Origin of the sequence: Acinetobacter corruptisaponis (assembly GCF_030053775.1) — a bacterium.
GTDB lineage: Bacteria > Pseudomonadota > Gammaproteobacteria > Pseudomonadales > Moraxellaceae > Acinetobacter > Acinetobacter corruptisaponis.
This window is the reverse complement of the sequence record NZ_CP125669.1, coordinates 666,267-683,447: the sequence shown is the minus strand read 5'-3', so window position 1 is coordinate 683,447 and position 17,181 is coordinate 666,267. Positions and strand designations below refer to the sequence as shown.

21 protein-coding genes and 1 other RNA gene are annotated in these 17,181 nt (G+C 41.3%); 11 read left to right on the top strand and 11 right to left on the bottom strand.

All coding sequences use genetic code 11. The annotated features are described in order from the left end of the window. Positions 1-56: 56 nt before the first annotated feature. From iscA to QLH32_RS03420, 5 genes are all read right to left on the bottom strand, one after another. Positions 57-377, bottom strand: a complete 321-nt coding sequence (gene iscA, locus QLH32_RS03440; RefSeq protein WP_267979740.1) for an iron-sulfur cluster assembly protein IscA — start codon at positions 375-377, stop codon at positions 57-59. Between the two features lie 30 nt (positions 378-407). After that, a complete protein-coding gene (gene iscU, locus QLH32_RS03435; RefSeq protein WP_004639432.1) occupies positions 408-794 on the bottom strand; it encodes a Fe-S cluster assembly scaffold IscU in 387 nt (128 codons plus the stop codon). A 91-nt stretch (positions 795-885) separates the two neighbouring features. Further along, positions 886-2,103, bottom strand: a complete 1,218-nt coding sequence (locus QLH32_RS03430; protein WP_267979739.1) for an IscS subfamily cysteine desulfurase — start codon at positions 2,101-2,103, stop codon at positions 886-888. A gap of 1 nt (position 2,104) precedes the next feature. After that, positions 2,105-2,578, bottom strand: coding sequence for an Rrf2 family transcriptional regulator (locus QLH32_RS03425; protein WP_267979738.1), 474 nt, complete (start codon positions 2,576-2,578; stop codon positions 2,105-2,107). Between the two features lie 107 nt (positions 2,579-2,685). Beyond that, positions 2,686-3,324, bottom strand: a complete 639-nt coding sequence (locus QLH32_RS03420) for a hypothetical protein (RefSeq protein WP_283268090.1) — start codon at positions 3,322-3,324, stop codon at positions 2,686-2,688. Positions 3,325-3,533: 209 nt separating this feature from the next. Between QLH32_RS03420 and QLH32_RS03415 the strand changes: the two genes are divergently transcribed. The 3 genes from QLH32_RS03415 to QLH32_RS03405 all read left to right on the top strand — a co-directional run bounded on the left by QLH32_RS03415 (position 3,534) and on the right by QLH32_RS03405 (position 6,441). Next, entirely contained in the window at positions 3,534-3,989 is a 456-nt protein-coding gene (locus QLH32_RS03415) for a phasin family protein (RefSeq protein WP_004807968.1), read from the top strand. Positions 3,990-4,157: 168 nt separating this feature from the next. After that, positions 4,158-4,430 carry an HU family DNA-binding protein gene (locus QLH32_RS03410; RefSeq protein WP_004759870.1) on the top strand — a complete coding sequence of 91 codons (273 nt, stop codon included), beginning with the start codon at positions 4,158-4,160 and terminating at the stop codon, positions 4,428-4,430. Between the two features lie 139 nt (positions 4,431-4,569). Further along, positions 4,570-6,441: a SurA N-terminal domain-containing protein gene (locus QLH32_RS03405; RefSeq protein ID WP_283268087.1), complete on the top strand. Its 1,872-nt coding sequence runs from the start codon at positions 4,570-4,572 to the stop codon at positions 6,439-6,441. 62 nt (positions 6,442-6,503) lie between these two features. On the opposite strand, the gene QLH32_RS03400 is transcribed toward QLH32_RS03405, so the two are convergent. Beyond that, complete coding sequence (locus QLH32_RS03400) at positions 6,504-7,367, bottom strand: YbgF trimerization domain-containing protein (RefSeq protein ID WP_283268086.1); 864 nt, start codon at positions 7,365-7,367, stop codon at positions 6,504-6,506. A 326-nt stretch (positions 7,368-7,693) separates the two neighbouring features. Here QLH32_RS03400 and ffs point away from each other — a divergent pair. Beyond that, an RNA gene (gene ffs, locus QLH32_RS03395) (signal recognition particle sRNA small type) lies at positions 7,694-7,790 on the top strand. A 10-nt stretch (positions 7,791-7,800) separates the two neighbouring features. On the opposite strand, the gene QLH32_RS03390 is transcribed toward ffs, so the two are convergent. The 4 genes from QLH32_RS03390 to QLH32_RS03375 form a co-directional block, all read right to left on the bottom strand. Next, complete coding sequence (locus QLH32_RS03390) at positions 7,801-8,283, bottom strand: regulatory protein RecX (RefSeq protein ID WP_283268085.1); 483 nt, start codon at positions 8,281-8,283, stop codon at positions 7,801-7,803. Between the two features lie 42 nt (positions 8,284-8,325). Then, entirely contained in the window at positions 8,326-9,372 is a 1,047-nt protein-coding gene (recA, locus tag QLH32_RS03385) for a recombinase RecA (protein WP_267979733.1), read from the bottom strand. A 159-nt stretch (positions 9,373-9,531) separates the two neighbouring features. After that, complete coding sequence (locus QLH32_RS03380; protein ID WP_283268083.1) at positions 9,532-9,960, bottom strand: RNA-binding S4 domain-containing protein; 429 nt, start codon at positions 9,958-9,960, stop codon at positions 9,532-9,534. After that, complete coding sequence (locus QLH32_RS03375; protein ID WP_283268082.1) at positions 9,944-10,648, bottom strand: HAD-IA family hydrolase; 705 nt, start codon at positions 10,646-10,648, stop codon at positions 9,944-9,946. Before QLH32_RS03375 ends, QLH32_RS03380 begins: the two co-directional genes overlap by 17 nt. Before the next feature lie 11 nt (positions 10,649-10,659). On the opposite strand from QLH32_RS03375, the gene QLH32_RS03370 reads away from it, so the two are divergent. The 3 genes from QLH32_RS03370 (at position 10,660) to QLH32_RS03360 (ending at position 13,782) form a co-directional block, all read left to right on the top strand. After that, positions 10,660-11,517: a 3'(2'),5'-bisphosphate nucleotidase CysQ family protein gene (locus QLH32_RS03370; protein ID WP_283268080.1), complete on the top strand. Its 858-nt coding sequence runs from the start codon at positions 10,660-10,662 to the stop codon at positions 11,515-11,517. Positions 11,518-11,573: 56 nt separating this feature from the next. Then, on the top strand, positions 11,574-12,305 hold the full coding sequence (locus tag QLH32_RS03365; protein WP_283268079.1) for a histidine phosphatase family protein: 732 nt from the start codon (positions 11,574-11,576) through the stop codon (positions 12,303-12,305). A 187-nt stretch (positions 12,306-12,492) separates the two neighbouring features. Continuing rightward, positions 12,493-13,782 carry a hypothetical protein gene (locus QLH32_RS03360; RefSeq protein ID WP_283268078.1) on the top strand — a complete coding sequence of 430 codons (1,290 nt, stop codon included), beginning with the start codon at positions 12,493-12,495 and terminating at the stop codon, positions 13,780-13,782. A gap of 45 nt (positions 13,783-13,827) precedes the next feature. Here the strand turns inward: QLH32_RS03360 and rpsT are convergent, their stop codons facing one another. After that, positions 13,828-14,094 (bottom strand): 30S ribosomal protein S20, encoded by a 267-nt coding sequence (gene rpsT / locus QLH32_RS03355; protein WP_267979727.1) that lies wholly within the window; start codon positions 14,092-14,094, stop codon positions 13,828-13,830. A 212-nt stretch (positions 14,095-14,306) separates the two neighbouring features. On the opposite strand from rpsT, the gene QLH32_RS03350 reads away from it, so the two are divergent. The 4 genes from QLH32_RS03350 to QLH32_RS03335 all read left to right on the top strand — a co-directional run bounded on the left by QLH32_RS03350 (position 14,307) and on the right by QLH32_RS03335 (position 16,766). Further along, positions 14,307-14,969, top strand: coding sequence for an NAD(P)H-binding protein (locus tag QLH32_RS03350; RefSeq protein ID WP_283268077.1), 663 nt, complete (start codon positions 14,307-14,309; stop codon positions 14,967-14,969). Positions 14,970-14,984: 15 nt separating this feature from the next. After that, entirely contained in the window at positions 14,985-15,497 is a 513-nt protein-coding gene (gene rraA / locus QLH32_RS03345; RefSeq protein WP_283268076.1) for a ribonuclease E activity regulator RraA, read from the top strand. A gap of 12 nt (positions 15,498-15,509) precedes the next feature. Continuing rightward, a complete protein-coding gene (locus QLH32_RS03340; protein ID WP_283268075.1) occupies positions 15,510-16,298 on the top strand; it encodes a glutathione S-transferase N-terminal domain-containing protein in 789 nt (262 codons plus the stop codon). A gap of 114 nt (positions 16,299-16,412) precedes the next feature. Then, positions 16,413-16,766, top strand: coding sequence for a hypothetical protein (locus QLH32_RS03335; protein WP_283268074.1), 354 nt, complete (start codon positions 16,413-16,415; stop codon positions 16,764-16,766). The last annotated feature ends 415 nt before the right edge of the window (positions 16,767-17,181 follow it).

Sequence of the window (17,181 nt, the reverse complement as noted above, 5' to 3'; positions counted from 1 at the left end):
CGTTAAAACAGTGCGGAACACACTGTTTTGACGAAAAATAAAGAGGGTGTATGAAGTTAAACAGTAAATGATTCACCGCAACCACATTCACCTTTTTGATTTGGGTTGTTAAACTCAAAGCCTTCGTTTAGACCATTTTTGACATAATCCATCTCTAAACCATTGAGATAAACCAGACTTTTAGGGTCAACAAAAACTTTAACACCGAGTTGTTCAAAGACTTGATCATGTGTATCGACATCATCGACAAACTCAAGCACATAAGCCAACCCAGAACAACCCGAAGTTTTCACACCAATACGAATGCCTTCACCCTTACCGCGGTTTTGCAGGTAATTGCTGATGTGAGTCGCAGCATTTTCAGTTAAATGGATCATGAAAACTCCAATGTTTGATCAATGGTCAATTTAAGCTTTGGCTTTCTTACCGCGATAGTCTTCAATCGCAGCTTTAATCGCATCTTCCGCCAATACAGAGCAGTGTACCTTGACTGGTGGAAGTGCAAGTTCAGTTGCGATATCGATATTCTTGATTGCCTGAGCTTCATCAAGTGTTTTGCCCTTTAACCATTCGGTTACAAGTGAGCTTGATGCGATTGCAGAACCACAGCCATAAGTTTTGAAGCGAGCTTCTTCAATTACGCCATTGTCATCGACTTGAATTTGTAAACGCATCACGTCACCACAGGCAGGCGCACCGACCATACCTGTACCTACGTTTTCTGCATTTTTGTCTAAAACACCAACATTACGAGGGTTTTCGTAATGATCAATTACTTTTTCACTATAAGCCATGTCGCTTCTCCAAACCTCGGGGTCAGCCTAATATTAATATGAGGGTTAAAACACTGTTTTCAATGAAGAGTTCAATTAAAAGCTCAATGAATTAGTGTTCAGCCCATTCAACTGTTGAAAGGTCAATACCTTCTTTGTACATATCCCAAAGCGGAGAAAGTTCACGCAATTTCTCTACAGCAGCCTTGGTAAGGGTCAATACGTGGTCAATATCTGCTTCAGTGGTATATTTACCAAAACTGAAACGGATTGAGCTGTGCGCCAACTCATCAGACAAACCTAAAGCACGCAATACGTATGATGGTTCTAAGGTTGCAGAGGTACATGCAGAACCACTTGAAACAGCGAGGTCTTTCAGTGCCATCATCAACGATTCACCTTCAACGAAGTTAAAGCTGACATTGAGGTAATTTGCAACGTTTTGTGTTGGATGACCATTTAAGAACACTTGTTCAAGGTCTTGAAAGCCATTCCAGAGTTTGTCACGTAATTTGCGAATGCGTTCCTGTTCTGCCTGCATGGTCTTGCCTGCAATTTCAAACGCTTCACCCATGCCTACAATCTGGTGGGTCGCTAAAGTACCAGAACGCATGCCACGTTCATGACCACCACCGTGCATTTGCGCTTTTAGGCGAACACGTGGGCTACGGCGAACAAAAAGGGCACCGATGCCTTTAGGACCATAAGCTTTATGACCAGAGAAACTCATCAGGTCCACTTTCATGGTGGAAAGGTCAATTTCAACTTTACCAGCAGCCTGTGCCGCATCAACGTGCAAGAATGTCTTGTTGGCACGGGTGAGTTCACCAATTGCAGCAACATCAGTCACAGTACCAATTTCGTTGTTGACCATCATCAGTGACACAAGAATTGTATCTGGGCGTAATGCTGCTTTCACCATCTCAGGTGTAATTAAACCTGTACGTGGTTCTGGCTCTAAATAGGTAATTTCGAAACCTTGTTCTTCAAGCTCGCGGCAAGTATCCAACACTGCTTTGTGTTCGATTTTACTGGTAATAATGTGTTTGCCCTTTGAACCATAGAACTGGGCAATTCCTTTAAGTGCCAAGTTGTCAGACTCAGTTGCACCAGAAGTCCAGACAATTTCACGGGGATCAGCTTTAACTAGGTTTGCAACCTGCTCACGAGCATACTCAACCTTTTCTTCAGCCTGCCAACCATAAGCATGCGAACGTGATGCTGGATTACCGAATGTCCCTTCGAACGTTAAACATTCCATCATACGTTCTGCAACTTCAGGGAGCACAGGTGTGGTTGCTGCGTAATCAAGATAAATTGGACGTTTCATGTCAAATACCTGTAACCGATAGAAGGGCTGAATCTAAACTTGCTGAATTTTGACGCAGGGCAACGGTTTGAACATTGTCACGTGAAATAAGGTCGGCAAGGGTGATTTTCGCAAGATAATCGGCAATATGGTGGGAGAGTTCTTGCCATAAGTCGTGTGTCAAACACATTGCACCATTTTGGCAGTTGCCTTTATGGTCACAACGGGTCGCATCGACAGTTTCATTTACAGCTTCAATAATTTCTAGCACCGTGATTTCACTTGCATGTCGAGCAAGGTGATATCCACCATTTGCACCACGAACGCTTGAAACTAACCCATGACGCTTAAGTTTTGCGAATAACTGTTCTAGATAAGCGACTGAGATAGATTGGCGAGCTGCTATTTCCGCAAGCGTGATCGTTTGTTCAGTTGGCTGCAAAGCTAAATCAAGTAGAGCAGTCACTGCGTAACGACCGCGAGTTGTAAGACGCATGATTCGGTACACATGGTTAGACTAGATGACTAAATTTTATGAATTCCGACTAAAATAGTCAAGTTTTAAATTGTCATTATCAGCGTGAAAAGTAAAATATTATGAAATTATTGTATCCACATATTATAAACAAAAAAGGCAATAAAAATAAAGCTCAATACAGCAAAGCCAATATTGATCAGGCGCTGGCGTTTTTGCATGCGGTGAATACGGTTTTGGTATTGTTTTGCCTCAACCAGTAAAGTGTTGATTTCAGAACGTTGCTGGTCAATTTTATCAAGTAGTGGGGCAATGCGCTGTTGGGAAGCAACGGCTTCGGCATCATTCTCAAAGTGGTTGAACCATTCACGCCAGTTGACTAAAATTCTGGACAGGGTGAGGTGCTGTAATACATCGGTCAGGTCTGCGGTAAGTTCGGACTTACCCATAATCCGCATATTGTATAGACTTTGCTGATTGCTAAAGATGAAGATTTTAATTAAGTCAATCAGCGTGGTGTTGATCTCGATATCAATTGTACGATCATTGGCGGCAAGGTCGAATAAAATGCCTTTTTCAGTGAACTGAATGTAAAAATCAAAGAAAGGGATGTAGCTGTTTATCCTGATCGTGGTTTTTTTCTGGATCAGTTTCTGTGCCTGTAAGCGCAGGGTGGCATCGTGGGTTAAAATAAAGGAAAAAAAAGTCTCTAAAGCAATCAATGTCACATTTAGCCATAAATGTTTGGATTTTGAGCTTTCATTCATTGATTGATTTTTCCTTACCAATATCGCTATAAAACAACAAGACTTGTAAGCCTGAGCATCCTTACTCAATTATTGAAAATAATTTACAGGTCTTTGTTGCTTTGTAGAACAGTTTTATAAAACGATCAAGTCTTAATTTTGATATTATAAAAACATTTTTATGGTTAAATACGACATACTGTTTGTAAAGTGCTTGGGAGCAATGGTCAATGGATAACTCGAACATAGAAAATCCGAATGAAGAAGCTGAGGTAAAAACTAAGCCAAAATCAAAGAGTTCGAAGAAATCTGCACTCGATTTCAAAAAGTATACACAACAAATCTGGCTGGCGGGTTTAGGTGCTTTTTCACGTGCTGAAGAAGAGGGAAATAAATTATTTGACTCCCTAGTCAAAGTCGGTGAGGAGCTGGAATCCAAGACGGTGGACTTTGCAGACAATACCGTAGGCAAGGTCACAGAGAAAGCCAAAGAGTCAGTGACCGACACCAAGGACAAGGTGGAAAAAATCCTGGACACTGGCGTCAACCATTCCTTAAATCGGATTGGTTTGGTGACTCCAAAAGACCTCCAACATATTGAACAGCTTCTGGTTCAGCTTCATATCAAGGTGGATGCCTTAATCGAAGAAAATAATCAACTTAAGGCCAAATTGAATAAAAAGTAAAAAAAAGCGCAGATACTCATCTGTTTATGTCGTATTTCAGTATTTATTTTGGCTAAAAGGTCTTTCTAGTATTGCGTTCTCCCCTAAAGCATTGCTATAAAGGCGGCATGGCCTTTTAAACTATAGCCTTGGATCTTAACAAACGATATTAAGAGGATATTTTTTATCATGAATAAATCAGAATTAATTGATGCGATTGCTGAAAAAGGGGGAGTATCTAAGTCGGATGCTGGTAAGGCACTCGATGCAACAATTGCGTCAATCACTGAAGCACTTAAAAACGGTGACACGGTTACTTTAGTTGGTTTTGGTACTTTTAGCGTTAAAGAACGTGCTGCACGTACTGGCCGCAATCCTAAAACGGGTGAAGAGCTTCAAATTAAAGCAAGCAAAGTGCCTAGCTTTAAACCAGGTAAGGGTTTAAAAGATTCAGTTGCGTAATCTTTTTAAATCAATAAACGCACCGTTTCGGGTGCGTTTTTTATTTATTGAATGAAAAATTTGCTTTGAGCCTTATTCTGCATTCATTCGCTTTGTTTTTTCAGTTAAAATTGCCCCGAAATAAAATATTGGAATTCTTATGGAATCGTTTCGTACAGTCATTAAGGGTTGGCTTGGCAAAGTCCTGTTAGTTTTGTTTTTGACCCCTTTGGCACTTGTAGGTATTGAAGGATATTTTAGTGGTAGCAATAAGGCAGACGTTGCGAAATCGGTTAACGGTCAGGATATTTCTAATAAAGAATTAGAAAGTGCAACCAAAAATTATAAAGATCAATATTTATCATTGGTTAAGGGTGATGAATCACTGCTCAACCTGCCTGTGATTCAGCAAAAGGCACTGGATGCGCTGGTTGCGCGTAGCTTGCTTTTGCAGCAGGCTGAAAAACTCGGCATTTCTTTAAGCGATGTACAGCTTGAGCAAATGTTGGCTCAACAGCCGAGTTTTCAGGAAAATGGCAAGTTTTCCCAGCAGCTCTATGAAAATTACCTGCGTTCAGTGGGCATGACCAATCAGGGGCTGATTGCCAGCCTGCGTCAGGACCATGCCTTGAAAATGATTTCAACCACCTTGATGGATTATGCATTGGTGAGTCAGTTAGACCTACAGCAATTGGCTAACTTGCAGACAGAACAGCGTACCCTGCATTTGGCAAGCATCAAGCTGGATGATTATAAAAAGGGTGTAACTGCTTCCAGTCAGGAAATCACGGATTACTACAACAAGCATAAAAATGAATTCAAGCAGGTTGCAAGTGTTGATGTGGATTATGTGGTTTTAAGCCCAGCATTACTTCCTGCGACCAATCTTGCAGTAACAGATGCCGATTTACAGCAAGCTTATAAGGCATTTGTTGAAAAACAGCAAAAAGATGTAAAACGTGAAGTTAAACATATTTTGATCACCACGGATGCCCGTGATGATGCTGCGGCTCAAAAGCTTGCCAATGAAGTCTATGCAAAAATTCAGGCGGGCATGACATTTGCTGATGCCGCTGCTCAGTTTTCTGATGATCCAGGCTCTAAAACTCAGGGCGGTTTGGTGGCGACCTATGCGCCAGGTGTTTTCTCAACTGATTTTGACAATGCAGTCAATGCATTAAAGAATGGTGAAATTTCAAAACCTGTTAAAACCCAATATGGTTATCACATTATTGAAGCAAATTCTCCAATGGTGAAATTGCCGTCGTTTGAATCAGAAAAGGTACGTTTAACTGCTGAAGTTGAGAAAGCCAAACTGGCGAATCTATTCAGTGATACGGTCAATAGCCTGAATGAAATGGTGGTTGGTAGTGATTCTCTGGATGCGGTTGCACAGGAAGTAAAAGGTGCCCGTGTTGAATCTGTTAAAGGTGTAACCTTAACCACTGAGAACCCATATTTGAGCGATTTGAATGTTAAGGCTAAATTGTTTAATGATGATGTGAAGAATGGTGATCGTAACGCATCTTCAAATATTCAGTTGGCAAATGGCGATACCATCTGGATTAAAGTCCGTGACTATCATCCAGCAGGGATCAAGCCATTGGCACAGGCCACAGCAGAAGTAAAGGCGAAAGTGGTTGAAGAGAAAGCCTATAAGGCTGCTCAGGCAAAAATTGCCAGCATCCTTGCTGATTTTAAAACGCAACCTGCTGCACAGGTGGTTGCGAAATCACAGGTAACCTTTGAAGATGCAGGTACATATGCACGTTCACAAGGCTTAAAGCGTGCGATTGAGCGCGCGGCATTTAGTATCCCAGCACCAGGCAAAGAGGGTATGTGGTCTGCTACAACAGCTAAACTGCCAAATGAACTGGTGATCGTTGCTGTTTCCAATGTGAACACCAGTATTGCGAGTGAGTTACCACCAGAACAAATGCATGAGTTGAGCAAACTCTATCAACAGTTCCGTGGTCAACAAATTCTGGAAGACTATACTGAATATTTAAAATCCAAGGCAAAGATCAAATAAGTTTGTTCTAAGCATAAAAAAGCCAGTTTTCATAAACTGGCTTTTTTATTGGAGGAAGTTGGTTATTTTTTCTGAATAAATTTCGCTTCCTCAGATTGAGGATACTGGCTAAGCAACTTGGACTTATACTGGTTTGCCAAGGCTGTATTTTTATCTACATCTTTTGCAATGCTATACAGTTGATAAACTGCACGTGAAGCTTTTGCTGAGTTTGGATAACGTGTGGCAACAATATTGTAATTCTGCTTGGCTGCCTTATAGTCCACAGGGTCAACAGCTAAATAGAACTCAGCCAGCCAAAAATAGGCATTGCCCACATAAATACCATTCGGGTGGTTTTTAATAAAGTTTTGCATTGGCTGAATTGCCTTTTTAGCGCCACCTTGTTTATATGCATCTAATGCAACCGTATAAGCTGCCTTTTCGAGTTCAATCTGGTTATTGGTGGTGTTTGTTGTTGCCGTATTTGTCTGTGGCTGCACAGCAGCAGGGGCCTCTGTCTGGGCTTGAGGTTTAGGTGTCACAGCCGCTACTGGAGGCGGGGTGGGTGTTATTGCGGTTGCTGTCCCCTCTGTTCCAGCCTGAGCGGTATCTGTAGCACCATTCTCTTCGGTATTTTCTTCTGGTGGGTCAATTTTCTGTGAAAGCAGCTCCAGACGCTGGTCTAAATCTGTATAGCGATTGGCAAGCTCTTTCTTGAGTTGTTCAATTGCATTGTCATGTTCTTCTAACTGGCCGCGTAATTTACGAATTTCTTCTTCAAGTTTTTGATTCTTTTGCATGATTTCCCAGTTTAAACTTGGAGAACCTGCAACGACGTTATTGGCTTGCTGTTGGCTTAGGGCACGAGATTCAATCGGGACATTGGCATATAAATGCGTACTGCTGAGTAGCGCAATAAAAAGTATAGAATGCTTTTTTAGCATGAAAATTCATCCATAAAGTTGAAAAACAAAGCTGTGGGCGAACAAGTCTTCATTTTTTACTTGCAACACACCGAATACACGTTTTTGATTTAGCCATTAAAACAGCAACTCGTTTAAATGCAATAAGCATTTACAATCTTCAAGCACTTTTGAAGAGAATTAGAGGGCTGTTGTTTAATGTTTATACAGCTTTTAAGTCGATTATAAAGATATAGTGGCAGTATTGATGATGAATTAGGCAGTTGAATTAAAAACTTACTGAAAAACAGAGACAAGTCTTGCAACTCAGGTAAAAATCTCTATACTTTGTCAGGCAATGGTAGCCCTGCTGGTAGCTTCGCAATTGTACTCTACGAACCCCGCCAGGACTGGAAGGTAGCAACGGTAGTAGAACTATAATGTGCCGAAGTCATGCTGGTAGGGTTGCCACCAATCACTCTTCTTCGCTCGTTCGGGCAACCGCTTTCATAATTACATCCATATCAAAACCACGGTATTGTAAAAACCGAATTTGTTTTGCCTTTATTTTTGGATCCTTGGTTACAGCCTCTCCAAATTTTTTAACCTTGAGTTGATATGCCTGTTCATACCAATCAATATCCTGAAGTTCTTCGGTAATCAATTCAGTATCGAGCTGCTTGGCCTTTAATGTCTGTTTGATGCGTTGTAAGCCTTTTCCCTTGCGAATTTGGCTGGCCAAAGTCTGTTCGGCAACGCGTTGGTCACTCTGATAGTTTTGCTCAGCTAATTCCTCCACCAGATTTGCCACCTCATCAGGATGAGCTGCATATTGATTGAGTTTTGTGATTAACTCCGCTTGTGAGTAGTCACGGCGGGTCAGTAGGGTAAAGGCATAGGAGCGTAGTCTCTGACCTGTTAATGTTTTGGGCTTTTCAGTTTTTTCCGAATTCAACATATTTTCCTCATGAAAGAAAAACGCCCCGTAGGGCGTTCTAGCTTAGCTTTCTAACAAGTCTGGTTCTTCTGCATCTTCAGTTTGTGCGGCTTCAGTATTGTTTTTGGTGAGAAGTTGCTCACGAATAAGCTTTTCAATTTCCTGAGCCATTTGTGGGTTTTCTTCAAAATGGCGAATCACGTTATTTTTACCCTGACCAATTTTATTGCCTTGATAAGAGTACCATGCACCCGCTTTTTGTACGATTTCCTGCTGTACCGCAAGGTCTACAAGTTCACCGAGTTGATTGGTGCCTTTGCCATACATAATCTGGAACACTGCTTCACGGAAAGGAGGCGCCATTTTGTTCTTCACGACCTTAACCCTGGTTTCAGAACCCACAATTTCATCACCTTCCTTAACCTGGCCAATACGGCGAATGTCCAGACGTACAGATGCATAGAATTTTAGTGCGTTACCACCAGTTGTGGTTTCAGGGCTACCGAACATTACACCAATCTTCATACGAATCTGGTTAATGAAGATCACCATACAGTTGGAACGTTTTGCATTACCCGTGATTTTACGTAATGCCTGACTCATCAAGCGTGCCTGCAAGCCCATATGTGAGTCACCCATCTCGCCTTCAATTTCAGCTTTAGGGGTTAACGCAGCAACAGAGTCGACAACGATTAAGTCAATTGCGCCTGAACGAACCAGCATGTCGGCAATTTCCAGCGCCTGTTCACCATGATCTGGCTGTGATACCAGCAGGTTGTCAATATCAACACCTAATTTACGCGCATACTGTGGGTCTAGGGCATGCTCCGCATCAATAAAGGCACAGGTGCCACCATTTTTTTGACACTGTGCAATCGCCTGTAGTGTCATGGTGGTTTTACCTGAAGATTCAGGACCATAAATCTCAATGATACGGCCTTTTGGTAATCCGCCAATGCCGAGTGCGATATCCAGTGTTAAAGAACCTGTGGAAACAGCCTCAACTGCCTGTACGGTATTGTCACCGAGGCGCATCACCGTATTTTTACCAAACTGTTTTTCAATCTGGCTTAATGCAGCTTGTAACGCCTTACTTTTATTATCATCCATCTCAAAACCTCAAAACTTTATCTTCTTAACGACTAACCCAAGTGGATGTATTGAATCTCAACTTGTTGGGACTTGGGTATAGTGGCAGATTCTCATTGTTTATTCTACATCTGACCTGTGTCTGTACGACACAAGATGACGCGTCCATTATTGTAAAAATTACTCGTCATGGTAAGACCATGATTGAGCATTTTCATGTTTAAAACGATTGATATCACGACGGTCTTTTTTACTTGGTCGGTGATCTGGTCGGGCTAGATTATGCATTTTTCGCTGTGAGGCATGCAACTCCCGACGTTCAATACTTTCTGTCGTTTCTTCATAAAGCTGCTGGGCAATTGGTGCGCCACCACGTACCGAAGAAAGAGCCTTGATGATCACGGTTTTTTTCTCAAAACCCTGCTGGATGGTGAGCTCCATGCCAATGCGTACGTCTTTGGACACCTTGACGCGTTCATTCTGGTGATGGACTTTACCACCCTCTATGGCAGCCTTGGCAATGGAGCGTGTCTTAAAAAAACGCGCTGCCCAAAGCCACTTATCAATGCGCATGGCATCCATGCTTGCTGGTTCATGCTGTTTTGGCATCTGTATCCTGTAGTTTAATGTCAAGATAATCGACAAGTTCAGTTAGATGGTCGAGTGCAGGGTAAGGGAGTTCTGTTGCCACTCTTGCGGGCTTTGCGCTTGAGGGTTGTAGAATACTGAATAGTTGCGAGATGCCAAAGTCTTCTGCGCCTTTGAGTACCGCAACGGTGTCATCCACAAAAACAGCCTGGGCTGGATTAAAGGGATGCAGTTGTTGCAGCTTTTGCCAAAATGCAACTTCCTCCTTGGCATGTCCCAGTTCCTCACTGCTGACCATTACTTCAAAATAGGGACTTAACTCGATATTTTCAAGTTTAAGCTGTAGCCCCACGCGGTCAGCATTGGTCAGTAACCAGCAGCGATAGTCACGATTTTTGAGTTGTTGCAAAAGTTGATGACAGCCTATACGGGCACGAATTTTTTCCCGATGTTCGTATTGGAGTTGTAATACATCAACACCAACTTTCGCCGTCCAGTACGCCGAAGAATACCAAGATAGTGTATGCTTATGCTGTTGGTAGAACTGAAACAGGGTTTGTTGACTCTGTTGCAGACTGCACTGATGGACCTGGGTATGTCGCTCTGGCAAACAATGATTCCAGATGAAATCGTCAAAGGCTAAATCAAGTAAAGTGCCATCCATATCAAAGAATATGATGGGTTGCTGCTGTAAATCTGAATATGACATAAGGTTGATCTATGTTTATTAAAACGCTTGCCCCACAGGATCAGTTGATTTCGCAACTTGTGCCAATTATGGCGCAGGCAAGTCAAATATTGTTGGAAGAATACCAAAGTTATTGTGCGGGTTGCGAGTTTAATATTCAGGAAAAAAGTGATGATTCACCTGTGACACAGGCTGACCTTAAGATAAACCGTTTTTTATTAAACCACTTGGCGGAAATAACCCCCGATTTACCTGTGTTGTCAGAAGAAAGTGATTATTCTGCCCGAGCTGCATGGCAACGTTGCTGGATGCTTGATCCTCTTGATGGAACTAAGGAGTTTATCCATGAACGTGATGAATTTACCATCAACCTGAGCCTGATTGAAAACAGTCACACCACTTTCGCGATTATTGCGGTGCCATGTGAGCAGGTGATGTATATAGGTTATACCTCACAGCAGCCTTATAAATATAGTTTTAGCCGCCAGCAATGGTCGCAGTACCAGATTGAAGAACATGTGGCTGAAGCAGCGATTCAAATTGGCCTGAGCCATAATAGTAAGAATCCAAAGTACAAAAACTTTATTGAACCGATTTTGCAGTATCGTGAGGTTATTCGCCGTGAGGCGGGCAGTGCCTATAAATTCTGTATGATGCTGGAGGGAGAGATTGATATCTATCCACGCTTTCATCCAACCTCTGAATGGGACACCAGTTCAGGACAGGCTTTTCTGGAAAGTATTGGTGGTGGTTTGATGACGCTGGATGGCAAGCCGTTCCAGTACAACCAGCGGGAGACTGTGCTGAACAAGGGTTTTATCGCCTTTAGAGATCAGGATTGCAAAAAAATTGCTTATGATGCCTTGAGTCATTCAGGCATTTTAGATTGAGAGTTGAGCAGCTCATGGTATAGTGGGCTAAATTCTCATCTTTTATAAATTTTAATATGGCCCTGCATTTATTGCCAAAAAGCATGTTTGAAGCAATTGATTTACTTCCCGATGCTTCAACCCCTGTAACTCTATTTACCCGCCACTCGCTACGTGAATTGGTAAATGGTCAGGGCTTGGCGGGCTATGATCTCCAGTTGACTGAACAGGGTCGGGAGCTTGCCTATGCATGGGGGCAATATTTAATTCAGAATACCGATCGGGCCATTCAGCACTGTATTTCAAGCCCAATCCAGCGTTGCGTGGATACCGCCGCATTGATGATCGAGGGTGCCGATCGCACCCATAAAGCGGTCAATACCCATACCATTGAAATTGTTGAACAGCGCTTGCTGGTTGAACCAGGCAGCTTTGTGCTGGACATTCAGCAGGCTGCGCCCTATTTCCGTAAACAGGGTGCCTTGGGTTTTATTAATAGTTTTGTCAATAATGCCTTGCCAGGGATGAAACATCCCATTACAGGCGTATTTGATGTCCTTGAACTGCTTTATCACACCCATCCCACTCGACAGAATGGATTAAGTCTGGCTGTGAGTCACGACACCATTCTCGCTGCAATTGTTGCGGTCATTTCAGGTAACAAACAAATTGAACAGTCCGATTGGCCTGACATGATGGAGGGGCTGTTTGTCTGGTTTGAGGGAGAGGACTTTGTCAACAGCAAGTTGAAATGGATTTGGCGTGGTGAAAGGCAGGAACTCACCATTAAGGGTTTTCAGAATCAATAAGCCTAATAAGTATGAAAGAGAATAAGCAATATAAATTCATTATTATTAGGAGGATTAATAATTTCTAAAGCATAATAAATTACTTACAACACTCAAAAAATAATAAAAAGTTTACTTTTAAAAAGTTGTTTCTTTCGTCATTATAGGCAGATAAAAAGATAAGATTGACGCATAATTGGATAAAAATATGTCATTAAACACAATTTATTTATGGGAGCCAGAAATCTTTACAGGCAAGGTTCCCAGCGAAGATGACTCATATCAGGTGGCATTTGAATTACATCAACAATATAGCCATATACCAAGTCATGGCAGAACTCTAAAGGCTTGGCTAACTTCATTTGCAAATAAAGTTTGTGATCCCTTGTATCAAGCCTATTTTTCAGAACATACTCAGAAATGGGTGCAGCAGATCAGGCATAAATTTGATCAGGAAACGTGTGCTGTCGTCCAGCTCGATGCTTTGGAGCAGGTTGAGCAGAATGATGCCATGTATCGTGTCTTTTATGAGGCGGTGCATGAAACAGGCGTGGGCTTTTATGAACCGAATTATAATGTCTGGGCAATTGGTGAGCTACAGTCGCCAGAAAATGCGGTTGTGATGATGCTACAGCCTTATTTGCTAAAACCTTTGGAGATCAAACAGGAACCTGCATCTGTATCATCTGAGCCTCAACCTCAAGTTGAGGCGGTTGTTGAATCAAGCCAATTTCCCATTCCACAAAATATGCCAGAGGCTGAACAGCTTATCAGCCAGTGGTTTGAACAGCAAAGTTACACCAAAAACCTTGAATTGAGTGTTTTTAATGTCGCACATGACTTTATTTCCAATTGGGGAAATCTGGGAAAACCACAATTAGCTAAAGACACAGGGTATCGCTGCTTTTTACTTACTCAAGAACAGGCGGGAATTTTCTATCAATTAAAAATGGTGCTTAGAAAACTGACCATTAGCCCGATGTTGTCATTTGCAATGGATTTTACCAACCATTTTATTCCCCAACATTTACAGGAACAGTTGCCTGAGCGTTTGATTTTCCGCTTGCGTTCTATGGATGTGCATAAAAACACAGGATTAAAAAATAGTACTGAACCGTGTTTTGCATTAACGGGACGCTGGGATACACAGGTCGATATTCAAGAATTTTTCCAAAACCTTGATGGCTATATTAATTTTATCTTCTCAAATTTGGGGCAGGGCAGGCTGGAAACTTTACAAGCCTGGGCCTATGGCGATATGCCAGCAGATATTAAGATTGACCTGGACTTTCGCTTTGAGTTGATGATGATCGCCTTGAGTCAGGACGAAGATTATCTGGGTGAACGTTACCAGCATCATAAAACATTGTTAACCCTGAATAAGGCTCGGGTTCATGATCTGGGGCTACTGGAAGACAGCTATAAGTTTTGCCAAAAGCTGATCAAGATCGTTAAGGATGGGGGAACAGCTTTGCAGCCCTATGCAGCTAAAAGTTAGGACAATAAAAAAGCCCGAAAAACGGGCTTTTTTACATGCAACAAATTAGTTAGCTAGCGCTTTAACTTGAGCATTTAAGCGGCTCTTATGACGAGCAGCTTTATTTTTGTGGATGATGCCTTTATCAGCCATGCGGTCGATTACAGGAACAGCTTTTTTGTAAGCTTCTGTAGCAACAGCATAATCACCAGCAGCGATTGCATTTACTGTACGTTTGATGTAAGTACGAACCATAGAACGCAAGCTTGCGTTGTGTTTGCGTGCTTTAACGTTTTGACGAGCACGTTTTTTAGCTTGAGCAGAGTTTGCCACTCGTGCACTCCTTGAAAATAAGTTGGTCTGGGCGGGCTGAAGTTTAAACCAAAAAATATTGGAAACATTCACCAGCCCGTAAACAAGTGCCATATTTTGAGGAAACTAGGCCATGAAGTCAAGCTTTGTAACGTCTTTAACTACATTTAACAGGTGATAATCTTGCAAGAAAACGTTACATTAGGCTTGGTTATGGCTGGGAATAATTAAAAATGAATAGAGGTGATAAAAAAGCAATCGTGATTGGTGCAACGGGTCTGGTTGGCCAGGCCTTGGTGGAGCGGTTGCAACAATCAGATGATTTTAGTTCAATCACTGTTGTGGTGAGAAAAAATTCAGATATATTAAAATCTTATAGTAAAGTAACACAGCTTATTCTGGAAGATTTTCTTTTGTTGAATGATGAGGATGTCAGTTCACATACCCATGCGTTTAGCTGCTTGGGAAGCACCATTAAACAGGCGGGTTCAAAAGAAAAATTTTATGCAATTGATTATGAAATCAATGCACACTTTGCTGATCTGGTTCAGGATAAAAATATTCATTTATTGGTTGTCAGCGCCTTGGGAGCGAATGCTAAATCGCCAATTTTCTACAATAAGGTAAAGGGCGAACTGGAAGAATATCTCAAAAGCCTCTCAATTTATAAACTTTCAATTTTCCAGCCTTCATTGTTGATTGGTAAGCGCAGTGAAGTAAGGGTGTTGGAAGATATGGCTCAGACCGTATATAAACTGGTCGAAAAAGCCTGGACCAAGCCGTTTAAAGTTAAGCCTGTATCCGCCGAACAATTGGCGGATACTATGCTGGTCGCAGCCCAGACCCAAACAGCTGCATTTAAGCTGTATGATAATTTGAGTATACAACAAACCTAATAATGGAGAACTTCAGTGGCAACAATCCCTTTTGTAACCTGTGATTTGTTAGATGATAATCCTGAGAAAGACCTGCAAGTCGTCACGCCAAGCTTGGATGGAAAATTCTTTAAAAGTTATGGTGCGCGTAAAACTTTTGGTGGGCAGGTTGTAACAGTCAAGTGTTTTGAAGATAACTCACGTGTAAAAGAGCTATTGGCAACTGACGGTGCAGGTAAGGTGCTGGTTGTGGATGGCGGTGCTTCTATGCGTTGCGCCCTGATGGGTGACCTGATTGCAGAATCGGCGGTGAAGAACCAATGGAATGGTGTGGTGATTTATGGCTGTGTGCGTGATGTGGATGCAATTGCTGAACTTGATTTAGGTGTGCATGCATTGGCTACAATTCCACAAAAAAGTAACCGTAAAGGCATAGGTGAAGTCGATATCACATTGTATTTTGGTGGTGTAACAATCAGTTCTGGTGATTATATCTATGCAGATAATAACGGAATTGTGATTGCTAAAGAAAAGTTAGTCGACTGTTAAAAGGATCGCGATATGCTGAAAATGGTGAATCATCAAATTAAGGTTTTACAATCTGTTGCCGCAAGCCTGATTGAGGGGGGGCGGGGTGTGATGGGAACATCACAACCTAAGCAGCCAGCAAAACCTTTAAAGTTATATGAATTTGAGGGTTCACCATTTTGCCGCCGTGTTCGTGAGGTCATTACTTTGCTGAATCTGGATGTGGAAATTTATCCATGTCCTAAAGGTGGGAAGAAGTATCGCCAAATCGTGAAAGAAAAAGGTGGAAAAAAACAGTTTCCATTTTTAATTGATGAAAATACAGGGACTCAACTTTATGAGTCACAAGAGATTATTCATTACCTATTCAAGCATTATGGTAAAACAGGGCAAACTCCAAGGAAATTCAGCCACTATCCAAAGCTTCCGTATATTTCGGCTTTGGCTTCAGTTGCCAATGTGGGTCGTGGTATATGGATTAACCAACAGATTATAGATCGCCCTGCACCAGAAAAGTTATTAGAGTTGTGGAGCTTTGAGGCAAGTCCTTATACACGTTTGGTTCGTGAAGTATTAACGGAATTAGAACTCCCTTATGTACTACATAATGTACCAAAAGAACGCTGGCAAGATATGGGGCCTGCGGTTTTACGTTTAAAGCCAGGCCACTATATTCCACTGCCTAATGGTAAGCGTGAAAAAGTGGTTGAAGTCATGGGGCGTGATATTCAGGTGCCATATCTGGTTGATCCAAATACAGGCGTGAAGATGTTTGAGTCAGCCAAGATTGTTGAGTACCTGAAAAAGCAGTACGGAAAATAAATGATAAGAAAGCATCTGTTCAGGATGCTTTTTTTATATGGAAATGATGATGTCAGTTGCTTATGATAAGTGTTTAACGGTTTAATAATGCCCTAAAGGTAATGGAATTAATAGATGTTAAGCCAGTTTACAAGCTTATTTAAAAGCAATAAGGAATCACCTGAACAGTTGTTCTTAAAAGAGCATGATTTAGAATTTAACCCAGAGAAAGGGCCTATTCTAAATGGTCGGGTACTCAATGAATTGGATTCTCGTTTAGTTTACTTTTCAAACCGCAAGCTAGATAATTTTAATAACTTGGCGAAACTTTTTGAAATTTCACCACAGATTAATGAAAAAATTGATCTAGAAATTCATTCACAGCGTTTTGTCGAGCGATTAGGAAATACAGAAGAAAATTTGAGAGAGTTGAAGCAAGTAATTAAAATCTTGAATGATTATTATGTGAAGTTTCAACGAGCAAAATAGTCTAAGCAGGAACATGATCTTTAAAATGTAACATCCAAACAATAAAGCTCATGAACCAAAGACAAATAGCGAAAAATATAATAATTGGTAAATGTTCTTCTTCACCTGCGAAGAAATGCAGTAGAACAAAACATAGCCCTAAAAATAGGAAAATATTTATAATAAATAACCACATGTTTAGTACCCGTTGGTAATTTGATAATTTATTTTTCGAGTTATCATATAAGGTAAACAAATACAGGAAGAAAGAAAATAGATAAAATTAAAGTTAAATACATAGCTCATCGTAAAAAATGAAATACTACAAAGGACACTATTCAATACTCTTCTATAGCCATGTAGGCTTTCAACGGGATATTTGGTTAAAGCCTTTTTAAAAGATAATTCCGCAAGATAAAATCCAAACAAAAATAAT